At 62.1% G+C, this 24,757-nt stretch carries 21 protein-coding genes; 12 read left to right on the top strand and 9 right to left on the bottom strand.

Annotated features, from left to right (window positions below):
- Nucleotides 1-202: 202 nt before the first annotated feature.
- A complete protein-coding gene (locus tag A9K68_RS16125) occupies nucleotides 203-631 on the bottom strand; it encodes a L,D-transpeptidase (RefSeq protein ID WP_029351843.1) in 429 nt (142 codons plus the stop codon).
- Between the two features lie 228 nt (nucleotides 632-859).
- Here A9K68_RS16125 and A9K68_RS16120 point away from each other — a divergent pair, with 228 nt between their 5' ends.
- From A9K68_RS16120 to A9K68_RS16100, 5 genes are all read left to right on the top strand, one after another.
- The gene (locus A9K68_RS16120) at nucleotides 860-2,134 is read left to right on the top strand and encodes an acetylornithine deacetylase/succinyl-diaminopimelate desuccinylase family protein (RefSeq protein ID WP_065012342.1); all 1,275 of its coding nucleotides are present in this window, start codon (nucleotides 860-862) and stop codon (nucleotides 2,132-2,134) included.
- Nucleotides 2,135-2,263: 129 nt separating this feature from the next.
- The gene (locus A9K68_RS16115) at nucleotides 2,264-3,742 is read left to right on the top strand and encodes an ABC transporter substrate-binding protein (RefSeq protein ID WP_065012194.1); all 1,479 of its coding nucleotides are present in this window, start codon (nucleotides 2,264-2,266) and stop codon (nucleotides 3,740-3,742) included.
- A gap of 253 nt (nucleotides 3,743-3,995) precedes the next feature.
- A complete protein-coding gene (locus A9K68_RS16110) occupies nucleotides 3,996-4,943 on the top strand; it encodes an ABC transporter permease (RefSeq protein ID WP_065012195.1) in 948 nt (315 codons plus the stop codon).
- Entirely contained in the window at nucleotides 4,940-5,809 is an 870-nt protein-coding gene (locus A9K68_RS16105) for an ABC transporter permease (protein WP_065012196.1), read from the top strand. The genes A9K68_RS16110 and A9K68_RS16105 overlap by 4 nt, the downstream gene beginning before the upstream one ends.
- Nucleotides 5,806-7,470, top strand: a complete 1,665-nt coding sequence (locus A9K68_RS16100; protein ID WP_065012197.1) for a dipeptide ABC transporter ATP-binding protein — start codon at nucleotides 5,806-5,808, stop codon at nucleotides 7,468-7,470. The genes A9K68_RS16105 and A9K68_RS16100 overlap by 4 nt, the downstream gene beginning before the upstream one ends.
- A 20-nt stretch (nucleotides 7,471-7,490) precedes the next feature.
- Here the strand turns inward: A9K68_RS16100 and A9K68_RS16095 are convergent, their stop codons facing one another.
- The gene (locus tag A9K68_RS16095; protein WP_065012343.1) at nucleotides 7,491-7,922 is read right to left on the bottom strand and encodes a TerB family tellurite resistance protein; all 432 of its coding nucleotides are present in this window, start codon (nucleotides 7,920-7,922) and stop codon (nucleotides 7,491-7,493) included.
- A 207-nt stretch (nucleotides 7,923-8,129) separates the two neighbouring features.
- Here A9K68_RS16095 and A9K68_RS16090 point away from each other — a divergent pair, with 207 nt between their 5' ends.
- The 4 genes from A9K68_RS16090 to A9K68_RS16075 all read left to right on the top strand — a co-directional run bounded on the left by A9K68_RS16090 (nucleotide 8,130) and on the right by A9K68_RS16075 (nucleotide 10,611).
- On the top strand, nucleotides 8,130-8,915 hold the full coding sequence (locus A9K68_RS16090) for a TSUP family transporter (RefSeq protein WP_065012198.1): 786 nt from the start codon (nucleotides 8,130-8,132) through the stop codon (nucleotides 8,913-8,915).
- 52 nt (nucleotides 8,916-8,967) lie between these two features.
- Nucleotides 8,968-9,138 (top strand): hypothetical protein, encoded by a 171-nt coding sequence (locus A9K68_RS16085; protein WP_082982788.1) that lies wholly within the window; start codon nucleotides 8,968-8,970, stop codon nucleotides 9,136-9,138.
- Between the two features lie 99 nt (nucleotides 9,139-9,237).
- On the top strand, nucleotides 9,238-10,071 hold the full coding sequence (locus tag A9K68_RS16080) for an AraC family transcriptional regulator (protein ID WP_065012199.1): 834 nt from the start codon (nucleotides 9,238-9,240) through the stop codon (nucleotides 10,069-10,071).
- Nucleotides 10,072-10,188: 117 nt separating this feature from the next.
- Nucleotides 10,189-10,611: a VOC family protein gene (locus A9K68_RS16075; RefSeq protein WP_065012344.1), complete on the top strand. Its 423-nt coding sequence runs from the start codon at nucleotides 10,189-10,191 to the stop codon at nucleotides 10,609-10,611.
- Here the strand turns inward: A9K68_RS16075 and A9K68_RS16070 are convergent.
- Nucleotides 10,608-12,077 (bottom strand): cobyric acid synthase, encoded by a 1,470-nt coding sequence (locus A9K68_RS16070; protein WP_065012200.1) that lies wholly within the window; start codon nucleotides 12,075-12,077, stop codon nucleotides 10,608-10,610. The two genes, A9K68_RS16075 and A9K68_RS16070, sit on opposite strands and share 4 nt — an antisense overlap.
- On the bottom strand, nucleotides 12,077-12,691 hold the full coding sequence (locus A9K68_RS16065) for a dimethylsulfonioproprionate lyase family protein (protein ID WP_065012345.1): 615 nt from the start codon (nucleotides 12,689-12,691) through the stop codon (nucleotides 12,077-12,079). Before A9K68_RS16065 ends, A9K68_RS16070 begins: the two co-directional genes overlap by 1 nt.
- A gap of 150 nt (nucleotides 12,692-12,841) precedes the next feature.
- On the opposite strand from A9K68_RS16065, the gene A9K68_RS16060 reads away from it, so the two are divergent.
- Nucleotides 12,842-14,008 carry an isobutyryl-CoA dehydrogenase gene (locus A9K68_RS16060; RefSeq protein WP_065012201.1) on the top strand — a complete coding sequence of 389 codons (1,167 nt, stop codon included), beginning with the start codon at nucleotides 12,842-12,844 and terminating at the stop codon, nucleotides 14,006-14,008.
- Nucleotides 14,009-14,029: 21 nt separating this feature from the next.
- Nucleotides 14,030-14,914, top strand: a complete 885-nt coding sequence (gene mmsB / locus A9K68_RS16055; RefSeq protein WP_065012202.1) for a 3-hydroxyisobutyrate dehydrogenase — start codon at nucleotides 14,030-14,032, stop codon at nucleotides 14,912-14,914.
- A gap of 433 nt (nucleotides 14,915-15,347) precedes the next feature.
- Here mmsB and A9K68_RS16050 read toward each other — a convergent pair whose 3' ends face one another.
- The 3 genes from A9K68_RS16050 to A9K68_RS16040 all read right to left on the bottom strand — a co-directional run bounded on the left by A9K68_RS16050 (nucleotide 15,348) and on the right by A9K68_RS16040 (nucleotide 20,892).
- On the bottom strand, nucleotides 15,348-16,223 hold the full coding sequence (locus tag A9K68_RS16050; RefSeq protein WP_065012203.1) for a hypothetical protein: 876 nt from the start codon (nucleotides 16,221-16,223) through the stop codon (nucleotides 15,348-15,350).
- 1,017 nt (nucleotides 16,224-17,240) lie between these two features.
- The gene (locus tag A9K68_RS16045; protein ID WP_065012205.1) at nucleotides 17,241-18,620 is read right to left on the bottom strand and encodes an aspartate aminotransferase family protein; all 1,380 of its coding nucleotides are present in this window, start codon (nucleotides 18,618-18,620) and stop codon (nucleotides 17,241-17,243) included.
- A 208-nt stretch (nucleotides 18,621-18,828) separates the two neighbouring features.
- A complete protein-coding gene (locus A9K68_RS16040; RefSeq protein WP_082982790.1) occupies nucleotides 18,829-20,892 on the bottom strand; it encodes a prolyl oligopeptidase family protein in 2,064 nt (687 codons plus the stop codon).
- Nucleotides 20,893-21,047: 155 nt separating this feature from the next.
- Between A9K68_RS16040 and A9K68_RS16035 the strand changes: the two genes are divergently transcribed.
- Complete coding sequence (locus A9K68_RS16035; RefSeq protein ID WP_065012207.1) at nucleotides 21,048-21,605, top strand: hypothetical protein; 558 nt, start codon at nucleotides 21,048-21,050, stop codon at nucleotides 21,603-21,605.
- On the opposite strand, the gene A9K68_RS16030 is transcribed toward A9K68_RS16035, so the two are convergent.
- Together A9K68_RS16030 and A9K68_RS16025 are read right to left on the bottom strand one after the other, a co-directional pair.
- Nucleotides 21,602-22,762: an MFS transporter gene (locus A9K68_RS16030; protein ID WP_065012208.1), complete on the bottom strand. Its 1,161-nt coding sequence runs from the start codon at nucleotides 22,760-22,762 to the stop codon at nucleotides 21,602-21,604. The two genes, A9K68_RS16035 and A9K68_RS16030, sit on opposite strands and share 4 nt — an antisense overlap.
- Nucleotides 22,763-22,887: 125 nt before the next feature.
- On the bottom strand, nucleotides 22,888-24,756 hold the full coding sequence (locus A9K68_RS16025; protein ID WP_065012209.1) for a phospholipase D-like domain-containing protein: 1,869 nt from the start codon (nucleotides 24,754-24,756) through the stop codon (nucleotides 22,888-22,890).
- Nucleotide 24,757: the final 1 nt, after the last annotated feature.

Genomic DNA, 24,757 nt, shown 5'->3' with positions numbered 1-24,757 from the left:
ACGGTCGGAAGCCGTTCGGGCGCATTATTCAGGGATTCCGAATGCTTCCTCCCACCCCGTATATTCTGCCCAAAGCCTGCCCACGTAAATAGTGCTCCCACTTTCGCCGACGAATTGGTTCAGAGCGGAAAGCCGGCGTTGCCTCACAAGAAGCGCCCGTTCTGACTTCTTGTAGGAACCACGAGCTTGCAACCACCTAAAGTTAGTTGGTCACGACGATCCGCGTATTGCGGAAGCCGGCTTGCCGCACCATCGAATAAAAGGCGGCGGCATTGGCCGGGTGCAGCCGCACGCAGCCATGCGACGCCGGGCGCCCGAGAGATTTTACCGCGCCGGTGCCGTGGATGGCGTAGCCGCCGCGGTAGAACACCGAATGCGGCATCGGCGACATGTCGTATTTGCGCGAATACCACATCCGTGCCGTTCGTTGCGGCCGGTAGCTGCCGCGCGGCGTGATATACCCCTTGCGCGCCGTCGATACGCGCCATCGGTAAACCGCCTGACCGTATCTTACAGTCATCGTCTGCGATGACACGTCGATCCTTGCAACCAGCTTGGCTGCCCAGCCCTCGACCGAAGAACCGAACAGCATCGTTACCAGTAACGCTGCCATGAGAACGGTCTTTTTCATGCGATCAAACCCCTTTGATTGCCCTTGCCCGCCTGCCTTCACGCTATTCTTGATTTTTTAAATGACAAGTGAGGTAACCACATACTCCTTGACGAATCCGCCAATCCAAAGCAGCGAATTTGAACGATTTCCCGCGATAGTTGCCGCTACAACACGCAGCAGCGGCGCGGTCCGCCAAGAGGCTTGCCAAAGCGCACCGTTGGCTGCTCAATTCGTCGAATGAACGAAATGAACGAACGGCTCCTGAAAGCGGTCGATGATCGGGTCGACGACCTGGTCGCGCTGACCGCGGATCTGATCCGCTTTCCGACAATCAATCCGCCAGGCGAAGCCTATCGGCCATGCGCCGAATACGTCGGAGCGCGGCTGAAGAAACGCGGTTTCGAAGTCGAATTCATCCGCGCCGAAGACACGCCCGGCGACACCGACCGCTACCCGCGCGTCAATGTCGTCGCCCGCTTCGATGGCCGCTCGCCCGGCGCCTGCGTGCATTTCAACTCGCATATCGACGTAGTCGAAGCCGGCGACGGCTGGAGCCTCGATCCCTTCGCCGGCATCGTCAGGGATGGCAAGGTCTATGGCCGCGGCGCCTGCGACATGAAGGGCGGCCTGGCTTCCTCGATCATCGCCACTGAAGCCTTCATGGAGGTATTCCCCGACTTTCCCGGCGCCATCGAGATTTCGGGCACGGTCGACGAGGAGTCCGGCGGCTTTGGCGGCGTCGCCCATCTGGCCAAGCTCGGCTATTTCTCCAGGCCAAAGGTCGACCACGTCATCATCCCCGAGCCGTTGAACAAGGATCGCATCTGCCTTGGCCATCGCGGCGTCTGGTGGGCGGAGATCGAGACCAAGGGCGAGATCGCGCACGGCTCGATGCCGTTCCTCGGCGACAATGCGGTGCGCCATATGGGCGCCGTGCTAACCGCTTTCGAGGACGAGCTGTTCCCGGCGCTCGACCGCAAGATGACGCGCATGCCGGTCGTGCCCGATGGGGCAAGGCGCTCGACCATGAACATCAACTCGATTCATGGCGGCCAGACGGAGGATTTCCGGCCCGGCCTGCCCTCGCCCAACGTGCCCGATTCCTGCCGGCTGACCATCGACCGCCGATTCCTGCTCGAAGAAGATCTCGGCGCGGTCAAGAGCGAGGTGACCGATATCCTCGACCGGCTGAAGCGCGAGCGCAAAAAATTCGACTACGAGATCCGCGATCTTATGGAGGTGCTGCCGCTGATGACCGAGCGCGATGCGCCGGTGGTGAAGGCGGTGGCGCAAGGCATCATGGAGATATTCGACCACGAGCCCGACTACGTGATCTCGCCCGGCACCTACGACCAGAAACACATTGCCCGCATTGGCCACATCTATGACTGCATTGCCTATGGCCCGGGCATTCTCGACCTCGCCCATAGGCCTGACGAATGGGTTGGGATATCAGACATGATGGACGCGGCCAAAGTGATGGCGATCGGGCTGAACATTCTGCTCAGGGGCGCCCGCTGATCGGTGATGGGCGGAAAAACATTCCTGCCGGCGCTGCCGGAAAGCACGAAACGCAATTTACTCCTTGGCGAAATCACGCTTCTATCCACCGGGTTTTGAGCATTTTTTTGAGCGTATCGGGAGTGCACGATGAAGTTGTGGAAAACCATTCTCACCGCTGTAAGCCTGGTGCTGGCAACAGGCGCCTCGGCATTTGCCGCGCGGACCGATCTGGTCATCGGCATTCCGCTCGAACCTCCGCATCTCGACCCGACCGCCGGTGCTGCGGCTGCGATCGACGAAGTGCTTTACGCCAACGTGTTCGAGGGGCTGACCCGCATCGGTCCGAACGGCGAGGTGCTGCCGCATCTCGCCGAAAGCTGGACCGTTTCCGACGACGGCAAAATCTACAGCTTCAAGCTGCATACCGGCGTGAAATTCCACGACGGCACCGACTTCAACGCCGACGACGTGAAATTCTCGCTCGACCGCGCCCGTGCCGACAACTCCGTCAACGCCCAAAAGGGCCTGTTCGCCGCCATCGATGCGGTGGAGGTGGTCGATCCGGCGACGGTCAAGATCACGCTGAAGAACCCTCAAAGCTCCTTCCTCTATAACATGGGCTGGGGCGACGCGGTCATCGTCGCACCTGAGACAGCCGACACCAACAAGGAAAAGCCTGTTGGCACCGGCCCGTTCAAGTTCCAGAACTGGGCCAAGGGCTCGTCGATCACGCTAATCAAATCCGACGCTTACTGGGGCGCCCCGATCTCCCTCGACAAGGCAGAGTTCCGCATCGTCACGGATGCCGCGGCCGCCGTCCCGGCGCTGCTTTCCGGCGATGTTCAGGCCTTCCCTTTTTTTGATCCCGACAGCGTCGCCCAGGTCCAGGGCGATCCACGCTTCAAGGTGGTGATCGGCACGACCGAGGGTGAAACCATTCTCTCGATCAACAACAAGAAGCCGCCTTTCGACAGACTGCAGGTCAGGCAGGCGATTTCGTTTGCGCTCGACCGCAAGGCGATCATCGACGGCGCCTCGGCCGGCCTTGGGGTGCCGATCGGCTCGCATATGTCGCCCGCCAACAAGGCCTATGTCGACCTCACCGGCCTCTATCCGCACAATGTCGAAAAGGCCAGGGCACTGCTGAAGGAGGCCGGCCTGGAGAACGGCTTCAAGGCGACGCTGAAACTGCCGCCGCCTTCCTATGCGCGGCTTGGCGGCGAGATCATCGCGTCGCAGCTTCGCGATGTCGGCATCGATCTGCAGATCGTGCCCGTGGAATGGGCGCAGTGGCTGGACCAGGTCTTCACCAAGAAGGACTACGACCTGACCATCGTCTCCCACACCGAGCCCAACGACATCGATATCTATTCGCGCAAGGATTATTACTTCAATTACGACAATCCGACCTTCGACAAGATCATCGCCGATCTGAACCACACCTCGGATGAGGCCAAGCGCATGACGCTGCTCGGCGAGGCGCAGAAGATCCTGGCCGACGATGCCGTGGTCGGCTTCCTCTACGAACTGCCGAAAGCCGGTGTCTGGGACGCCAAGCTCGAGGGTTTTTGGGAAAACGCCCCGATCCAGGCCAATGACTTGACCAAGGTGAAGTGGACGGAGTGAGGGACTGCTGGCCAAAGAGGCGAAGCTTGCGATCCTTCCCACCCCCCTCTGCCCTGCCGGGCATCTCCCCCGCAAGGGGGGAGATCGGCAGTTTCGGCGGCACGCCTCTCCTACCACGTTCAAAATTGGCGAAAGCGGCTGAGCGCGCAATCTCCCCCCTTGCGGGGGAGATGTCCGGCAGGACAGAGGGGGGTTGGCGGGAACGCGACCTTCATCCATTTGTCGCGCTGAGCGGCGCAGCGGTCCTGCCGTCATGACCGCCTATCTCCTCAAGCGCCTTACTATCGCTCTCATCACGCTGGTTCTGGCCTCGATGGTGGTCTTTGCCGTGCTGGAGATCATTCCAGGCGACCCGGCGCGGCTGATGCTCGGCATGAACGCCAGCGCCGAACAGATCGAGCTGCTGCGCAACCAGATGGGCCTCAACGCGTCCCTTGCCGCGCGCTATCTGCACTGGGCCGGCGGCTTGCTGAGCCTCGATTTCGGCCGCTCCTACACCTATTCGGTGCCGGTCATCGAGCTGGTCCGCGAGCGCGTCGTCGTCTCGCTGCCGCTGGCGCTGATCGCGCTGGCGCTGTCCACCATCATTGCCATTCCGGTCGGGCTGTTTTCCGCCGGCCGGCACGGGCGGGCCGGCGACACGATCGCGATGGGCGCCGCCCAGCTTGGTGTTGCCGTGCCGAACTTCTGGTTCGCGCTGATGCTGATCTACCTGTTTGCCGTCTGGCTGCGGCTGGTGCCTGCCGGCGGCTTTCCTGGTTGGAGCGCCGGCGTCTGGCCGGCGCTTAAATCGCTGGTCCTGCCGGCGATCGCGCTCGCTCTGCCGCAAGCGGCGATCCTCGCCCGCGTCACCCGCTCGGCGCTGATCGAAGTGTTGAACGAGGATTATATCCGCACCGCCCGCGCCAAGGGCCTGCGCTATCGCGCAGTGCTGTGGCGGCACGCGCTGCGCAACGCCATGATCCCGGTGCTGACCATTCTCGGCCTGCAATTCGCCTTTCTGCTCGCCGGCACGATCATCATCGAGAACGTTTTTTACCTGCCCGGCCTTGGCCGGCTGGTGTTCCAGGCGATCACCCAGCGCGATCTGATCGTCGTCGAAAGCGTCGTCATGCTGCTGGTCGCCGCCGTCATCGCGGTCAACCTCCTCGTCGATCTCTCCTATGCGGTCGTCGATCCGCGCCTGAGAAGCCGCCAATGACGCTGCGCTTCGACATCCCTGAGGAAAATTTTGCCGACATCCTCGTCAAGGCTTTCACCAACCGCTCGTTCCTCACCGGTTTCGTCATCACCGCACTAGTGGCAGCGGTCGCCATCGTCTCGTTCTTCTGGACGCCTTTTGACGTCACCAGGCTGATCGTCGCCGACAAGACCCAAGCGCCCTCGCCGGCGCACTGGTTCGGCACCGATCATTTCGGTCGCGACATTCTTTCCATGATCATGGTCGGCGCCCGCAATTCGATCGCCGTAGCGCTGGTGGCGGTTGGCATCGGCATGGGTATCGGCGTGCCGCTCGGCGCCTTTGCCGCGGCGCGCGGCGGTATCGTCGACGAAGCCGTGATGCGGCTCAACGACCTCGTCTTCGCCTTCCCTGCCCTGCTGTCGGCAATCATGATCACCGCCATCTTCGGGCCGGGCGCGCTCAACGCCATCATCGCCATCGGCATTTTCAACATCCCGGTCTTCGCCCGCGTTGCCCGGGCCGGCGCGCTGGCGATATGGCCGCGCGAGTTCATCCTCGCCGCGCGCGCCGCCGGCAAAGGCAGGACACTGATCACGCTGGAACATGTGTTGCCCAACATCGTCACCTTGCTCCTGGTGCAAGGCACTATCCAGTTTGCGCTCGGTATCCTGGCCGAAGCCGGGCTTTCCTATGTCGGGCTCGGCACCCAGCCACCGATGCCGAGCTGGGGGCGGATGCTGTTCGACGCGCAGACCCGTATGGTGGCGGCGCCGTGGATGGCGATCTTTCCAGGCATGGCGATCGTCGTCACCGTGCTTGGACTGAACCTGCTCGGCGACGGTGTTGCCGACATCCTCGACCCCAAATCGCGGCGGCAGCGATGAGCCTGCTCGAAATCGAGAAATTGTCGCTGACGATCGGCGACACGCCGATCCTGCGGGATGTCGAGCTCTCCGTCGCGCTCGGCGAGGTGATGGGACTGGTCGGGGAATCCGGCTCGGGCAAATCGATCACGGCGCTGACCGTGATGCGTCTTCTGCCCTGGGCGGCGCGCGCCACCGGGCGCGTCACCTTCGACGGCATCGACGTTCTTTCGGCCAGCGAAGACCAGATGTGCGCGCTGCGCGGCGATGATATCGGCATGGTTTTCCAGGAGCCGATGACGGCGCTGAACCCGGTCAAGACCATTGGCGAGCAGGTCGCCGAAGGCATACGCTGGCACACCAGGGCAAGCCGCGCCGACGCCGAAGACCGCGCGCGAAAAATGCTCGACCGGGTAGGCCTGCCGGCGGCGCAATTCCCGTTGTCGCGCTATCCGCACGAGCTTTCCGGCGGCCAGCGCCAGCGCGTCGTCATCGCCATTGCTTGCGCGCTAAAACCCAAGCTGCTGATCGCCGACGAGCCGACGACGGCGCTCGACGTCGTGCTGCAGGCGCAGATCCTCGACCTGTTGCGCGACCTGGTCGCAGAAAATCGCATGGGTCTGCTCTTGATCTCGCACGACCTCGCGGTGGTGACGGAAATGGCGGAGCGCATCACCATCCTGCGCCACGGCGAAGTGATAGAGGCCGGCGACACGGCGCGCACTTTGTCAGAACAGCTTCATCCCTACACGCGACAGCTGGCGCAGGCCTCGACGCATGTGCCAGCGCGTGCCAGGACAAACGAGGTCGGCCAAGACAACCCCCTGCTCCAGGTAGCCAAACCTCATCTTCAGGTGGCCAAACCTCTTCTTCAGGTAGAGAGCGTGACGCGGGACTATCAGGGACGCCGCAAATCGCTGTTGAAGCGGGCGGCCCCGATCCGCGCCGTCGACGATGTCTCGTTCTCGATTGATCCCGGCCAGTCGGTGGCGCTGGTCGGGCGTTCGGGCTGCGGCAAGTCCACGCTTGCCCGCATGATCCTGGCGTTGGACGGGCCAACATCGGGAACGATCCGGTTTCGCGGCGAAGTCATCACCGGCAAGAGCGAGGCGGAGCTCAAGCCGGCGCGCCGCGACATGCAGGTGGTGTTCCAGGACCCTTACGGCTCCTTCGATCCGCGCCAGAAGGTCGAAAAACTGGTCGCCGAACCACTGCATGTCCTGGAGAAGAAGCCGACGAACACGGAGCGGCGCGAGATGGTGGCAAAGGCCCTGCACGAGGTCGGTCTCAGCCCACGCGATATGGACAAGTATCCGCACGAATTTTCGGGTGGCCAGCGCCAGCGCCTGTCGATTGCCCGCGCCATCATCACCCGCCCCAAACTGGTCGTCGCCGACGAGCCGGTCTCGGCGCTCGATGTCTCGATCCGCGCCCAGATTCTCGACCTGTTCGCCGAGCTCAACCAGAAGCTCGGCGTTGCCTATCTATTCATCACCCACGATCTGGCCGTTGCCCGCGCCATCACCGACCAGGTGATGATCATGCATGACGGCAAGATTGTCGAGCGCGGCAGGACGAGGGAGGTTCTCGACCATCCGCAGTCCGAAGCCGCGAAGGCGCTGGTCGCTGCGGCCCCAGACCTGCACCGCGCGATTGCTCGGCGGTTACAGGAACAGGGGTGAACAGCCGACCGTTCAGAGGCTTACTCTTGCGGCTTCACCACATCGGCTGGGCTAATGCCGAGCAAGTCGAGCGTGCGCCGCAAGAGCTGCATCTCGGTCCCGGCAAGTTGCGAATCGGCCTTGGCGATCTCGGCCATATGGCGAGCAAGCAGGCTGCGCCTCTCGACGTCGAGGTCACGGAACTGCGCGATGGCTTGCGAGCTGTTGGTCTCGTAGCCGAACTCGTTGAGATATTCGATGACGCTGTCGATGCTGGCTTCCGGAATGCCGAAGGCTTCCCGGCAGATGCGTCTGAAGGCGGCCATTTCGCTCTCGCTGACCGTGCCGTCGGCCAGAATCATGCGAAACAGCATCAGCAGTTCCGCCGACAGCACAGGATCGTCCGCAACCTTGCGCACGCCGGGGTCGCCGTCGAAGATCGAGCGTATCTGGTCAAGCAATGCGAATGCCATCAGCGTCCCTTTCCGATTCGTCAAATGCATGTCGCTCAAAAGTGCGCAGCGGTTTTGAGATAACGACATGCATAAAACAGAAGAGCCAAGCGCGTCGCGGCGCGCTTGGCATAGGTAGCGCGGAATCGGTCTTGCGCAAACGGGTCGGCTGTGGTCGAACGCGCGATATTTTCCCGCTGGCCGGAACCCCCCTCCCGCAACCATCCGATGTTCGATTTTGCCACCCAGACCGTCGTCATTCTCGGCGCCGCCGCCTTCGCTGCCGGCTTCGTCGATTCGATCGCCGGCGGCGGCGGCTTGATCACCATTCCAGCACTGCTGCTCGCGGGCTTCTCGCCGGTCGAGGCGCTGGGAACCAATAAGCTGCAGGGCATGTTCGGCTCAGGCTCGGCGACAATCCACTACGCCGCGAACGGCCATGTCGATTTGCGCCGGCAATTGCCTTCGGCCCTGTTGGCGCTTGCCGGCAGTGCTCTCGGCGCCTTGCTGGCGACATTCATGCCGGGCGACCTGTTGCGCGCTCTTCTGCCGGTCCTGCTGATCGGCATCGCCCTTTACTTCGCCCTGAAGCCAGACATGGGTGACGTCGACCGCGCCCGGCGCCTGTCGCCGTTCCTGTTCGGGCTGATCCTGGTGCCGATTGTCGGCTTCTATGACGGCCTGTTCGGGCCGGGGGCCGGTTCCTTCTACATGCTGGCCTTCGTCACCCTAGCCGGCTACGGCGTGCTCAAGGCGACGGCGCACACCAAGCTGCTCAACTTCGCCTCCAACATCGGCGGCTTCATCGTCTTCGCTGCTGCCGGGGTCGTCTACTGGAAGATCGGCCTGATGATGGGTGTCGCCCAGTTCCTCGGCGCCCGCGTCGGCGCCAGCCTCGCCATCCGCAATGGCGCAAAACTGATCAAGCCGCTGCTGGTGATGGTCTGTCTGGCGCTGGCCATCAAGCTGCTGGCCGATCCGGCGAACCCGCTGCGCACGCTGATTGGTGCGTGAACGGCGCGCCTGATACTATGCGGTTGTACGAATCATGTCGGAGGAGCCACACATGAATCTCAGTGCGCCTACGCAGCTTGTTTTCATCATATCCCTTGTTGTCGCCATTATCGGCCTTCTCGCCGCTCTCGGCGTTTTTGCGTTCATTCCCTTGGCCGCGGTGTGGATCGTCCTCATCGCTTATATTGTGCTTGCTGGCGGCTGCTTGGTTCGCGGCGCTTAAGTAATCAAATCTCAGGCAACTCGAAGCGCCCGGCCACAAGCCGGGCGCTTTTGATTTTGAGGGCTGCTCTGTTAGACTCCTTGGGCGGAAGGAAAGCCCATGCCCGCCAAGAGCGAAGACGGCAGCCGACATGAAAATCCCGGTCTCGACCGGTTCGAGATGGTGCGGCGTACGTCCGGCCCTTGCCTCCGGGGCGCGGTCACCGACATCTGCGGCTATCGCGAAACGGCACCGGGCCGTTTCCGCAACGTCGAATATGCATCGCTGACCGTGCCGCTGGTCATCAGCTTTGCCGAACCCTTCGCCATCGGACTCGGCAAGCATCCGGGCGACAACGACCGCTTCGCCAGTTTCGCCGCCGGCCTTTTTGTCGGTCCGGTGGTGATCGAATCCTTCGGTGGCGCCTGCTGCGTCCAGGTCAATTTCACCCCGCTCGGCGCCCGCCGCTTCTTCGGCCTTGCGATGAGCGAACTCACCGACCGCATGGTCGGCCTCGACGATGTGCTCGGACTTGAAGGCATCGCGCTGCGGGAAAGACTTGGCAATGCGCACGGTTGGAGCGCACGCTTTGCCATCGTCGAGACGTTCGTCGCAGCACGGCTGGACAAAGCCCGGGAAACGCAGGCGGAAATCGCCTGGGCCTATGACCGGATCATCGTCTCGGGCGGCCGCATTCGCGTCTCATCGCTCGCCGACAGGCTGGGCTGGAGCCGCAAGCATCTCGCAGGAAAATTCTCCAACGCGATCGGCGTCGGCCCTAAGACGCTGTCGCGCATCGTCCGCTTCAATCGGGCGCTCGGGCTGTCAAGGCAGGACAAATCCGATTGGGCTGATATCGCCGCCGATTGCGGCTATGCCGACCAGGCGCATCTTGTTCGCGAATTCCGCGACCTTGCCGGCGAAACGCCGACGACGCTTGCCGGCCAGGCATAGGTTCTGGAACGCCTCTTGCGACGCCCAACGGGCGCGCGCGTGGTAACATTTCTTCAAGACGTGCGAACAGCCTTCGCCCAGACTGGGTTATCGACAATCCAATTGAAGGAGATCGCCATGACCATAAATGTGGAACCGCCCAGGCTCTATCCCACGTTGCGCTACCGCAATGCAGTCAACATGATCGACTGGCTGGGCGAAGCCTTCGGCTTTGCCGTTCATGCCCGCTACGGCGAAGGCGACATTGTCCATCACGCCGAACTGACTTTTGGCTCCTCGATGATCATGCTGGGCACTGCGCGCGACGACAAGTTTGGCCAGATGATCGGTGCACCGGGCCCGGGTGGCGGCAGATCGATCTATGTTGCCGTCGACGATGCCGATGCTGCTTATGCCAGAGCCAAAAAGGCCGGCGCCGAAATACTGGAAGAACTGACGGACCGCGATTACGGCAGCCGCGAATTCATCTGCCGCGATCCGGAAGGCAATGTCTGGTCGTTTGGCACCTATTGGCCCAAGGCCACCGAACCCGCCAGCTAACGCGCCAGGCCAAAGATGGCGTCGCAGTCGAGGTGAGTTTCCAACTCGGCTGCGACCTCGTCCAGCGCCCGTTCGACCTCGGCGCGATAGTCGACGCCGCCGCCTTTCACGCCAAGGTTTTCCAGGAATTTCGCCCGAAAGGCGTCGGCGGAAAACAGCCCGTGGAGATAGGTGCCCGATACCTTGCCGTCGGCGGAGATGGCGCCGTCATCGACGCCGTTGATGACGGCGGACGGCCGCAGCGTATCCGGACCGGTAGTGCGGCCGAGATGGATTTCATAGCCCTCGAGCGGCAGGTCGAACTGCACCGAGCGCGCGCTGACATTGCGCACGGTCTTTTCCGGCTCCATCACCGTTTCAACATCGAGCAGGCCAAGCCCTGTGGTCTCGGTCACGCTGCCCTCAATGCCGTCGGGATCGCGCACGACGTGGCCGAGCATCTGGAACCCGCCGCAAATGCCGACGACGTGGCCGCCGCGCTTGCGGTGGGCGGCAAGGTCGCGGTCCCAGCCGTTCTCGCGAAATCTCAGGAGATCGCCGATCGTCGACTTCGAGCCGGGAATGATCACCAGCCCGGCATCTTCGGGGAGGTGCTGACCAGGCGGCACGAATACCACCTCGACCTGCGGTTCGGCCTTGAGCGGGTCGAGGTCGTCGAAATTGGCGATGCGCGAAAGCATCGGCACGGCGACCTTCAGCGCGCGTTTCTCGCCGGACGCCAGGCGTTCGAGTACCACGGAATCTTCAGATGGCAACCGCGCCGCCGCCTTCAGCCACGGCACGACCCCGAAGCAGCGCCAGCCGGTGAATGTCTCGATCGCCTTGATGCCGTCATCGAACAGCGAGACATCGCCGCGGAACTTGTTGATGAGATAGCCGACGATCATGCGCCGGTCCTCTTCCGGCAGGATCAGATGCGTGCCGGCGACCGAGGCAATGACGCCGCCGCGATCGATGTCGCCGACCAGAATCACCGGCACATTGGCGCGCGTCGCAAAGCCCATATTGGCAATGTCTCGGCTCCTGAGATTGATCTCGGCCGGCGAGCCGGCGCCCTCGACGATGACCAGATCGGCGCCCTCGCCGACCTTTGCCCAGGAGTCCAGCACGGCATCCATCAGCCGACCCTTCAGCGCCTGGTAGTCGCGTGCCCTCGCCTCCCCCAACACCTTGCCCTGCACCACTACCTGCGCACCGATATCGGTCTGCGGCTTGAGCAGCACCGGGTTCATGTGGATGGAGGGCGCAACGCCACAGGCGATCGCCTGCAGCCATTGGGCGCGGCCGATCTCACCGCCGAGTTTGTCGCCCGGAATATCGGCAACGGCGGCGTTGTTCGACATGTTCTGCGGTTTGAACGGCCGCACCTGCAGCCCGCGTTTCCTGGCCGCGCGGCAGAGGCCCGCGACCAGCACTGTTTTGCCGACATCGGAGCCCGTGCCTTGCAGCATGATCGCCTTGGCCATCAGTCCTTGCCCTGTACCGTCGTTCCGGTGATCGTGGATTTTGCCGCCAGCGGCCCGCCACGCCAGATGTAGAGCGCCAGTAGCGGCTCCTTGCCGGTGCGCATCGCGTGGCTGACATCAGAGGCGTGGTGGATCACCTCACCCGCCTCGCGCGTGCGAAAACCGCCTTCGCCCATGCGCCATTCGGTGCCGCCGGTCAACGGAATGTAGATCTCCTCGGCGACATGATGATGGTCGGGATAGACGACATCAGGTCCAAGGATCAGCAGCCCGGCCGCGACCTCGTCGTTGACGAAATGGCCGCGCGTGCCGAATACCTCCAGCCAGCCATAATTGTCGATGAAAGTCTTGCCGAAATCCGCCTCGCTGTAGGTCTGCCCCCAGCGCAGTTCACCGCGACGCTTCGCAAGCAGCCGCGCCAGCGGCTTGGCGTTTGCCGGAGCGAGCTCGGCGATACGGTCGAGTTGGCGCAGGCAGGCGAGCGGATGCGGCTCGAGCCGACGCGCCGGCATGGCCCAGCCGATCCGGGCCACGGCATCGCGCACCAGCGTATCATCGAACCTTTCGAGATAGGCATGGAAACACTCGAACAGTTCATTGAAATCTGTCGTCACGCCTTGCTCCACACACGCATTCGCGCACGGCGCTCCCAGATGGTTGGATGCAGACGGTCAGCTTGCGCGGCGGCATCATTGGTCTAGATTGAACCGCGCGCAAAGCCAAAAACGACAGGCCAGCCGGCCGACAACATCAGGGAGCACGCCATGGACGCCGCTGTCGATGCGGGCACCAGCCAGTTCGAACTCAACGAGGACCAGCGCGCCATCCAGGAGATGGCCGAGGCCTTCGCCGCCGACCGCGTCGCGCCGAACGCGCTCGACTGGGACCGCAACAAGCATTTTCCGGCAGACGTGATCCGCGAGACAGGCCCGCTCGGTCTCGGCGGCATCTCTATCAGCGACGATGTCGGCGGCTCGGCGCTCGGTCGGCTCGACGCCGTGCTGATCTTCGAGGCGCTTTCGCGCGCCGATCCGGCTTTTTCCTCCTTCATCTCGATCCACAACATGGTGGCCTCGATGATCGACCGCTTCGGCAGTAACGAGCAGCGCCAACGCTTCCTGCCGAAGCTGACTTCGATGGAATGGCTGGCCAGCTATAGCCTGACCGAGCCAGGCTCGGGATCGGATGCTGCGGCGCTGAAGACGCGCGCGGTGAAAAGCGGCGGCGACTATGTGCTGAACGGCGTCAAGCAGTTCATATCAGGCGCCGGCGACAGCGACCTCTATATCGTCATGGCGCGCACCGGCGCCGACGGGCCGAAGGGCATTTCCACCTTCGTCGTGCCGAAGGATGCGTCCGGCCTGTCTTTTGGCGCCAACGAGCACAAGATGGGCTGGCACATGCAGTCGACGCGCCAGGTCATCTTCGAGGACTGCAAGGTGCCGGCGCAAAACCTGCTCTCAGTCGAAGGCGCCGGCTTCGGCATCGCCATGGCCGGACTCGACGGCGGCCGGCTCAACATCGCCGCCTGTTCGCTGGGCGGCGCGCAATCGGCGCTCGACAAGGCACTGGCCTACACCGCGGAGCGTAAGGCCTTCGGCTCCAAGATCAACCAGTTCCAGGCGCTGCAGTTCAAGCTCGCCGACATGGAGACCGAGCTGCAGGCGGCACGGATCTTCCTCTACGCCGCCGCCTCGAAGCTCGACCGCAAAGCTCCCGATGCCTCGAAATGGTCGGCGATGGCCAAGCGTTTCGTCACCGACATCGGCTTCAATGTCGCCAACGACGCGCTGCAACTGCATGGCGGCTACGGCTATTTGCACGACTACGGCATCGAGAAGCTGGTCCGCGATTTGCGCGTTCACCAGATTCTCGAAGGCACCAACGAGATCATGCGCGTCATCATCGCACGCGCCCTGATCGGCCGCTGACGGCAAAACCGGGAGAAAACGATGACCACCATCGCCTTCATCGGCCTCGGCAATATGGGCAACCCGATGGCCGCCAATCTCGTCAAGGCTGGATATGCCGTGCACGGCTTCGACCTGATGCCGGAGAATCTCGTCATCGCCAAGGAGCATGGCGTCGTCGTCATGGCCAATGCTGTTGCCGCAGTGAAAGAGGCCGATGTGGTCATCACCATGCTGCCGGCCGGCAGGCATGTCCTGTCGGTCTATGAGGACATCGCGCCCAAGGCGAAAAAAGGCGCGCTGTTCATCGATTCCTCGACCATCGACGTCGAATCGGCACGAAAAGCCCACGCCATTGCCGCCAAACATAAGCTGCTGTCGATCGACGCGCCGGTTTCCGGCGGCACCGGCGGCGCCGCAGCCGGCACGCTGACCTTCATGGCCGGTGGCTCGAAGAACGCATTCGCCAAGGCCGAACCCATCCTGAAGCCGATGGCCGGCCGCATCGTCCATTGCGGCGATGACGGCGCCGGACAGGCGGCAAAGATCTGCAACAACATGATCCTCGGCATTTCGATGATCGGCGTCGCCGAAGCCTTCGTTCTGGCGGAAAAGCTCGGCCTGTCGCATCAGGCGCTGTTCGACGTCGCCTCGAACTCGTCGGGCCAGTGCTGGTCGCTGACCACCTATTGCCCGGTGCCCGGTCCGGTGCCGACATCGCCGGCCAACAATGGCTACAGGCCGGGATTTGCCGCAGCACTGATGCTGAAGGACCTGAAACTGTCGCAGGAAGCCGCGCAAAGCGCCGGTGCGGTGACGCCGCTGGGCGCCGAGGCCGCCCAGCTTTATGCGCTGTTCAACGCCCAGGGACATGCCGGTGCCGATTTTTCCGGCATCATAAATTTCCTACGCGGTACCCCGGCGTAACGCATGTCGCCCAAGAGCTTGCGCTCGGGCTTGACCGTCCCTTCAGACGCGACGCGCTTAAGCCTCGAACTCGACGGGCTTTTCCGTTCCCGGCAAAGAGAAACATCGGAAATTTAGATTTGCTTAAACTATCGATAACCACCCGGTAACGATGTCCCTGTAGAACGGAGTGCGAGGCGGCATATCGCATCCGCCCGGCGCTCCGGATCAGGTCTCGCGTACCGGAGCCCGTAAGTTTCGCAAGTGTTCTGTTGGCGAAGCGCCATGCGTATCTGGCAAAGCCGCGTTCCCGATGGAGCGCGGTTTTTGCGTTTCGGAACGGCACCGCGCAAGAGCTGGCACAGATGTGGAAAGGGCCGCTGATCCGGCCCTTCGATAGTGCAAGTCATGACCCTGTACGGCCAATTGGGGAGAGGACTATGCGAGCCTCTTCTCAAGTTGCTCCACCCAATCGAGTTGCGACCAGTTTGCCGTCCATCATCATCGGGATGATTGCCAACTTCTTTTCTTCCAGGAATTCCAGATCGGCGCTGCCTTGATTGAGGTCCATCAGCTGCTCGACTTTTCCATCCGGATGAATGCGAAAGAGCGCCCCTGCGACCCAATCCGTAACAAGCCAATTTCCTAATCCGTCCGGTTCTAGACCATCTAGATTTCCAACAGGCTCGCCGGACCCGATGTCAGAGATAGCCTTCGTGTTCAGGTCGATCGCGATCAGATGGCCGGGTGTCTTGGACGAAAAATCCGGCTGGATATCGCGACCCCAGCCGGCGACGAGGAGGCGACCATCTTCGACGCGCAGACCGTTCGGATGCAGGAGATCCCCGCTCTCCAGCCAGACGGTGAGAGCATCATTGTCCAGAACATAAATCCTGTTCGCCAGCATGTCGGAAACAAAGACGCGACCCGCCTCGTCGACGGCGGGGTCATTGAGGAACTGAGCGCCTTCTGCGGGCCATGTTCCGGTGATCTGACCGCTCTCGACGTTGACGGCCATAAGTCGATCAATGTCGGTGACGAAAAGCGTATCGTCTTGCATCACCAATCCCTTGGGCGCATTAAACCCGGTCACCCATTCGGCTGCCTGCAACTTTCCGTCAGGCGAAACTTTCGAAAGGTATCCGACCCCATCCTTGCCGGCGGGCTCGCCAACAATGTTGGAAACGTAGAAGACGTTCCGCTTGGTGTCGAAAAGTACGCTCTCCGGGGCCTTTAAGCCGTCAAGCGACCAGACCTCCTCCGCTGTCGCGGGTGACCCTGCCACTCCTAGTAGTAGAATAGAAAATAGAACTGATTGAATCCTGATCATGATAACCTCCCTATGTTGTTTTTTGACCTATTATGTAAAGTGCAACCGCAAATTGCGCAGGCGATCTTGAAAAGCTTACGGTTGACGCTTCGATTGCTCTGACAGGTTCGTTGCCAAGCAATTTCTGCTTAGCCTCGCCAACTTTACAATTCCCCAGATGAATGGCAGTTCCAACGTCAACTGTTCTTGGAGCCGTACTGCGGATGAAAAGCACTCCGCACATCCCGTGACGCTGTACTCGGGCGGCCCGCGAGAGGCTGGTGTTCGAAAACGACGCCTAAGCGAGTCTAATCGAAACACCAGCCAGTCGCCTTTGCGCGGACGGCCGATGCGGTCCGCCGAAGGCATCATCGGCTCGAGGCTCGGTTCGTCGATATTGCCGAAATTGGGCAAGCCATACCGTACGGCCGGGGATGTGCAGGTGCTGCCCCCCCTTAATCAATTTCATTCCAAGCTGCCCAACACAGCCTGGATGGGCTCTATCTGAATCTTGAGTCCAAATACTGGAGGACAGCACGATGAAGCACGTTCTCGCATTTGCACTCTTCATCGGCGCCGGATCGTTGTTTGCCACGGCAGCCTATGCCGCCGGACCATGCCCGCAACGATGACGCAAAGCTCCATCCCGCCCATCAAGGGCACCTGTCGAGCGGCCGCGTATACCCAGGAAGACCTGCCACTGAGTTCCACGAGAGCCTAGAGGCGGAAGGAGAGCCGAGCTTTCCGACCGGTCCGGGTGGGTGGGCCGAGCAACAGAGCGACGGCGCTAACGCCCAGCGTAGCAGCACCGACGCTACGGCCGACAACCAGGGCAGGTAAACACAGGTCCTGACGGACAAGGTAAATCGCGGCGACGGACGAAGCGATCGCCTCGTAGCAGCCCTTGGTGAGCGGCTCCTCCAAGGTGTAGGAGACCTGCCGCCCTCACAGCTGATCCTCGCCTGGCGAACTCTTCGGCAGAATGCAGCATTCAAACGCCGGGCGTCCGACTGCAGGATGCCCGGCGATCCGTCTATCTTACCGCTTACGCAAATCCGCTTGCGCCAGATCAAGCGCCTTGGCGATGCGGTCGCAGGCCATGTCGATCGTCTCACGCGTCCAGATCAGCGGCGGCGACAGGATCATCGTATCGCCGGTGGCGCGCAGCATCATGCCCTGCGCAATTGCGTGGTCGCGGACAAGCACGGCCGCGCTTCCGGCCGGCAGGAAGCGCTCCTTGGTCGCCTTGTCCCTAACGATTTCGATTCCCCCCATCAGCCCGATCGAGCGCACCTCACCGACCAGATCGTGACCGCCAATGTGCTCCTGCAGCGCCTTGGCGAAATAGGGTCCGGTGTCGTTCTTGACCCGATCGACCAGACCTTCACGCTCCATGATCTCGAGATTCTTCAGTGCCACGGCGCAGGCCACAGGGTGCCCGGAGTAAGTGTAACCGTGGTTGAACTCGCCGCCCTTCTCGACCAGCGTCGCCGCGACGCGGTCGCCGACCAGCAGGGCTGACAGCGGCTGATAACCGGAGGTCAACGCCTTGGCGGTGGTGATGGTATCGGGCTCGATGCCGAAGGTCTGAGCCGCGAACCACTCGCCCGTTCGACCATAGCCGGTGATGACTTCGTCCAGCATCAGGAGGACATCGTATTTGCGGCAGATGCGCTGCACTTCCGGCCAATAGCTCATCGGCGGTATCTTCACGCCGCCTGCCCCCATCACCGGCTCGCCGATGAAGGCGGCGACCTTGTCGGCGCCGGCCTCGAGGATGGCGTCCTCGACGGCCTTGGCCGCGCGCAGGCCGAAATCATGGTCGCTTTCGCCGGGCAGAGTCAGCTCGTAGGCATAAGGCATCATCACATGGACGATGTTTGGAACCGCGCCGTTGAGCTGCTTGTGCATCGGCTCCATGCCGCCCAGCGACGCGCCGGCGATGGTCGAGCCATGATAGGCCGTCTTGCGCGAGATGATGCGGTTCTTCTCCGGCTTGCCTTCCAACGCCCAATAGTGGCGGACAAGGCGCAGCGCCGTGTCGTTGGCTTCCGAACCGGACGAGCCGTAGATGACCTGATTGACGTGCTTCGGCGCCAGTTCCGCCAGCTTTTTGGCCAGCAGCACCGGCGTCGGGGTCGAGCATTTGAAGAAGGAATTGTAGTAGGGTAGTTCCTTCATCTGGGCGTAAGCTGCGTCGGCCAGTTCATCGCGGCCGTAACCAACATTAACGCACCACAGCCCGGCCATGCCGTCGAGGATTTCCGTCCCTTCGGAATCGTAGATGAACGGCCCGTTGGCGTGGGTGATGATGCGTGAGCCGGCCTCGCGCATCTCCTTGTGATCGGTGAACGGATGAAGGTGATGCGCAGCATCGATCTGCTGAAGCTGCTTCAGCGAATAATTCTGATACGTCATGTCTGATCTTTCCTCTTGAACCAATCCGGCAATTTGCTGCCGGGGCGGATTCGTTCAGAGGAGCGCGGGCGGCGAATAGCCGATGCGGGCGCAAAGCCGCAAAAGCTCGGCGCGAAGCGTGCGCGGCGACGGCGTCACCGCCATCCCAAATGCGCGACATGTCTTCATCCGAGCCATGCAGCACCTTAGGCGGTCTGATGCGATCAGTTCAAGCCGTTCCGTTCAGCGCCCGTTGCAGGAAGACATACTTCATCGCCGCCTGTGCCGCTTGCGGCCGGCGATCACCGCGCCCGCCATGGCCACCTTCGGTTTCTTCGAAGAATAGTGTCTTGGTGTGGCCGGCAGCCTGCAGCCGCCCGGCCATCTTGCGCGCATGGCCGGGATGGACCCGGTCGTCGGCGGTCGACGTCGTCAGCAGGACCGGCGGATAGGCCGCATCGGTCTCGACATGCTGATAAGGTGAGTAGGCGGCCAGCCACGCGGCCTCTTCCGGCTTCGCCGGATCACCATATTCGGCCATCCAGGATGCGCCAGGCGGCAGCTCGGTGTAGCGCAGCATGTCGAGCAGCGGCACGTCGATGATCACCGCACCGAAAAGCTCCGGATGCTGGGTCAGCGAAACGCCGGTCAGCAGGCCGCCATTCGAGCCGCCCTGGATGCCGAGCGTCGCCGGCGTGGCGATGCCGCGTTTCACCAGGTCTTGCGCGACCGCTATAAAATCGTCGAAGGCATTCTGGCGATTGGCCTTGAGCGCGGCCTGGTGCCAGTTCGGGCCGAACTCGCCGCCGCCGCGAATATTGGCCTGCACATAGGCATTGCCTTTTTCCAGCCACAGCCGGCCGCGCACGCCGGCATAGCCCGGCAACAGCGGCACTTCGAAGCCGCCATAGCCGTAAAGCAGCGTCGGCACCGGCCCGTTCTGATCACGTCGCCTGACGACGAAGTAAGGGATCATGGTGCCGTCTTTCGAGCGCGCCTCGAACTGTTCCGAGACAAGCGACGACGCATCGAAACGCGCCGGCTGCGATTTCACCGTCATAAGCGTCGCAGCATTGTCATCCGACCAGATGATCGAGCTCGGCGTCAGGAAGTCGGTGAACGAGAAGGAGACGCTGGAGCCGAAACGCTCGGCGTGGCTGATGCCGACACTGCCGTTTTTCGGCAGCGCCACGGGCTGCAGCGACCAGCCGCTGCCGCCGCGTTGGCAGGCGACGACCCTGCCGCGCACATTGTCCATCAGATTAATGAACAACCGGTCCTGCGTACGGGCGATGCCGGCGATCGAGACACGATCCGCCGGCTCGAGGACGGTATCGACGGGTCCGAGCGCATTGGTCTCGATCCAGCGGGCGAAGTCCAGCGAATAGAGGCCGTCGGGTCGGCATCGCGTGCCGTCCGGCGCCGACCATGGGCTGCGCACCCCGAAGACGAGCTGATCCCTGAACAGCATCGTGTCGGTGACGTCGTCCGGCAGCGGGATACGCCTGTTTTCGCCGGAAGGCAGACGCAGAAAGCTGTGCGAGGCGAAGAAATCGAGCGTCCGGGTCAGGAACAGATGCCGCTTGTCGCCGTCGAACTCGAGGGAACCGCCGGCGGCGAGATCCTGCTTCTGCGCCTCGAAGATCGGCGTCGCATCCTCCAGCCTGGTGCCGCGCTGCCAAAGCTTAACCACGCGCGGATAACCGGACTGGGTTTTTTCGTCCTCTTCGAAGGCAGCCGAGACGATGACCGTGTCCTTGTCCATCCAGCGGAAGCCCGACTTCGAGGCTGGAGCACGAAAGCCGCCCTCGACAAAGGACTTGGTGTCGATGTCGAATTCGCGCATCTCACTGGCGTCGCCGCCATCCGGCGACAGGCTGAGCAGGCAGCGGCTGAAGTCGGGGTAAAGCCGGCTGGCGCCGCTGAACACCCATTTCACGCCCTCTTTGGCCGAAAGACGGTCGAAGTCGATGATCGTGTCCCAATCCGGCTTCTCGGTCCTGTAGGAAGCGACCGTCGTGCGCCGCCAGAGGCCAAGCACGTTAGTCTTGTCCTGCCAGAAATTGTAGACGTGGCCGTTGAGCGCAGAGCCGACCGCAATGTTGTCTTCGGCCGTCATCAGGTCGAGTGCGGTTTGGAAGTAGGCCTGGTAGGACGGATCACCCTGCAATTCACCTGTTGTAGCCTCGTTCTGACGGTGAACCCAGTCGAGCGCTTGCTTGCCTGTCCTGTCCTCCAGCCAGAGAAAGGGATCTTCGTCCGCCGAATTCGCCTGCGTCTTTGTGTTCGACATCGTCAAATGGTCTCCGATAAACTCATCAAGGCTCGGTGTTGCAAACATCGTCTTGCGACGACCTATATTCAACTTGGAACGCGCAAAACGAGCCGTTGCGCTGTTGGCCGCTCTAAGGTGGGGCCTCCTGCCGCCCGCAGGCCACGAGGGAACTCATGCAACATCTGTACATTGCGAAAGAGAAGTTCGGTCCTTTCAGCGGCACTGCGTGGACCATGTACATCAACTGGTCCGGCCTGACCCAATTAAGCGAGCTCGTTTCACTCGATGGAATGCTCGGGCCGGTCGCTCTGGGAGAGATAAAGGACAGCTACTGGCCCCATATTGTTAACGAGGACTACATGCTCGATTTCTTCGTGGACCTGGACTTCCTCCTTTCGGAGTTGGCGGATCCGGGCGACTTGAATGTCCTCAATGTGATCCGAAGACCATCGGTTGACGTCCGTTCACTCGACTGGAACGGATTTACCTTCCTGGGCTACGACTTGTTGGATCAAGACGTCTCCATAAGCGCTTTGACCAACTGCGGAGGATTTCCTGACGTGTTTGCGAACACGGAACTGTCTGACGTTGGATTGATACCCGACTTTGATCGTGCCGTTGAAATTCGAGACCGTCTACGCGGGATCCATCCCTCTGAATACCACGCCAATTGTGATTTATGGGCGATTTCCAGATGGCAAGGAAATGAAGGCACGCCGCAATTGTATTAGACTGCTCGCCCCCGCAATACGGTTGTGACCGCCAGCGCCAGGCAAATGGCGCCAAGCGTGATTGGCAGGCCGTCCGCACCGAGAATATCCATGGCGCCGCCCGCCAGCGGCGGCACGGCGATACCGCCGACGCCCCACATCAGCGAGAAGGCGGCGTTGCCGGCGACCAGTGCGGAGCCGGTGAACCGCTCGCCAAGCTCGATGATCGACATCGTGTAGATGCCGTAGGAGACTGCGCCCCAGATAAACACGCATGGCCAGATCAGCGGCGTCTCGATGAGAACCGGCAGCAGCACGCATCCGAGCAGCGTTAGCGATACACAGATAAATCGGACCAGACGCGCCGTCAGCCGTTCCGCCAGCAGACCCAGCGGCACCTGCATGGCGATATTGCCGGCGATCATCATCGACAGCAGCGCCGACATTCGGGTTTCCGCGATGGCATAATGCGCTCCGTAGACCGGCAGCAGCGCGAGCACTCCCTGTTCGAACCCGGCGGCCACGACGACCGCCGACAACAGCAGCCATGCCATCGGCATGAACCCCATGACCGAAACCCGGTGCCCGGCCTCATCGACTTTCGGCAGCCGTCGCAGCACCAGCGCCAGGCAGGCGCCGCAAAAAACGAATGCGGCGATGCCGACGAGAAACGGCGGCCAGCCTTCGGTGCCGACGGCAAGCAGGCACAGCGGGCCGGCGGCGAAACCAGCCGAAATGACTGTGGAATAGACCCCCATCACGCGGCCGCGGCGCAACGGCGGCGCCAGCGCGATCACCCAGATCTCGCTCAGCACATAGAGTGGATTGGTCACCACGCCGATCAGGAAGCGCAGCGGGAACCATAGATAGACATTTTGCGTCCAGCCGATCAGCGCCAGCATGATCGCGGAAAGAGCTGCGCAGGTGAGCGCCGTGCGCCCCGCCCCGAACCGGCGCGCCAGCGACGGGATCAGCGGCGACGAGACGATAAAGCCGACCGGCGTCATTGCCGCCGAGAGGCCGATCATGGCCGGCGAGACGCCCTGGCGCTGCAGGATGAAGCTCAACAGCGGATAGCTCAGCCCTTGCGCGATGGCGAACACCGAAACGGTGGCGATCACGCCGGTGATCGCCGCCCACTGCATTGTCTCGCCGCTGTTCTCTTCCGCCAGGTCCATGATCCGCACCAATAAGAACCTGCACGATTAGCGTTTCGGCGCCGTGCCGGGAAGCACCGGCGGCAAGAACCGCTTGCGCCAGCCAGAGCATGACTTGTCAAGAGTCCCCGGCACCATTCAGACTACTACGGAAAATACCGGGCAATCGCCCCCTTCCTGCCCTCCGCGTAAGGCTTCAGCCACTTGTCGTCGATTGAGAGCCCATCATTGTCCGACGGTCCTTCTCCAATCGTTCTGCGCCAGGCGCGGAACTTGTAGTGGTCGAACACGTCGAGCATATGCACCGCAAAGGCCGCAGCGAACGTCTTGTCGCCTTCTACAATCACCATGTTCTCGTCGTTTTCATAGGACGCCTTGTAGCCAAGGTTGTGGCTGCCGGCGATGACGGTCGCGTTGTCGGCCATCGGATCGATGATGACGATCTTGTCGTGCACGATCGCATGGCCGACGGTCAGCACTTCCGCCTGGAAATCCCGCGCAACGGATGCCCCCGTCAGGTTCGCCGCCCTGACGATGGAGACGTTCGGCGCCTCCCAGACCTTCTCCGGAAAGACGAATGGCGATTTGCCGTCCTTGTTCGATTTGCGGGTGACCGGATCCCTGGTCGGGGCAACATAGTTGGGCATGGCGGTGTGATCGCTGATTGCGCCTTGCACGATCAGCTTTGGATTCGCCGTCGCCGCCGCGACCGCCTGATCGACGACCGAATTGTTGCCAAGCCGCGAAGGATTGAACACGAGAAAGAGCACCGCCTCCTTCGCCGCCTTGATCCGTGCGAAAACGTCTTCGAGATCGACAGGCCGCACCGAAATGTCCTTTTTGCTGCGGTCGGGATCGTTTGGCGAGAACCAGATGGTGGTCCCACTGACATGGTTCGGTGTGCGATTCTTCAGGCGAAACGGCTTGCCTTGCTTCTGCGCCACACGTCCGGCAGCGCTTTCGCTCGCCGGCGGCGGGAACACGTCGGCCTTCATCCGCTCCCAATAGGCATCGAACACTTCGGCCATGGCAGGGTCGTCGCGGATAAAGGCGTTGTTGGACTGTCCGCAAATGCCCGTCGACGTCCAGTTGGTGCTGCCGGTCATGACCGCTTGCGGATTGCCCTGGGCATCGCGGTAGACGGCAAATTTGTTATGGCCGATATGGTTGTTGTTGAACAGACGGTCGGTCAGCACGACGCCCGCCTCGCGAAGCCGCTTTCTGAAGGGCGCGTTGCCCGCGTCCCACGCCTTCGTTTGTTCATCCCTGCCCGAATTCGAAAGAATGACGTCGACGACATCCTTGGCGTCGATGATCGCGTCGCACAATTCGTCATCGGCAAGTTCATAGAGGGCAAGCCTGACAGTGCCGCCCTCGGCCTTGGCCCGTTTCATCAGGCTGGTGAGCACATCCGGAACCTCGCCGTGTAGATAGGCGCGTATCTTGCTGCCGGGACGCTGAAGCTCGTCCCTGATCTTATCGCGTTGCCCGACCTTGATGCCGGCGTCTTCCAGGGCGCGCGACAACCATTGCGTCGAGAGTACGCCGTTGGTGAAGGCGAGCCGCGCCTTGCCGAACATCGATCCCAGAAAGATGGTCGGGCTGACGGCACCTTGTCCGAGATAGCCGAGCGGCCGCGCCGCTCCGGTATAGGCTTTCTCGGGGCGCACCGGCACCGGATCGAGCCCGGGCCTCATGTCACCGACCGGACGCACCCGGTAGGCGACCAGTTCGCCATCCGGCCTGATCTCAAGGCTGTCGCGGCGCCGCCGCACCGTAAGATCGCGCCAGAATGTCTTCTGCACCGGCCAGACGCCGGTATCCTGCGGAATCCAGTCCTTGTTGCGTTGCCCTTTGAAAGGCACCCAGGACGCCAGACAGCGTTCCTCGCCGGTGCCGGGATAGATGCGGACGATTTCGAAGCCGAGACAGCCGTCGATCATTCCGTCAATATCCCAGGCAATGAAGGCGACTTCGTTGTTGGTCGCTGCACGCACGCTGACAACATCCGACACG

This window comes from Mesorhizobium sp. AA22 (genome assembly GCF_001672375.2).
Taxonomy (GTDB): domain Bacteria; phylum Pseudomonadota; class Alphaproteobacteria; order Rhizobiales; family Rhizobiaceae; genus Mesorhizobium; species Mesorhizobium wenxiniae.
Note: the sequence above shows the minus strand (reverse complement) of the source record. Positions and strands in the feature narration are given on the sequence as shown.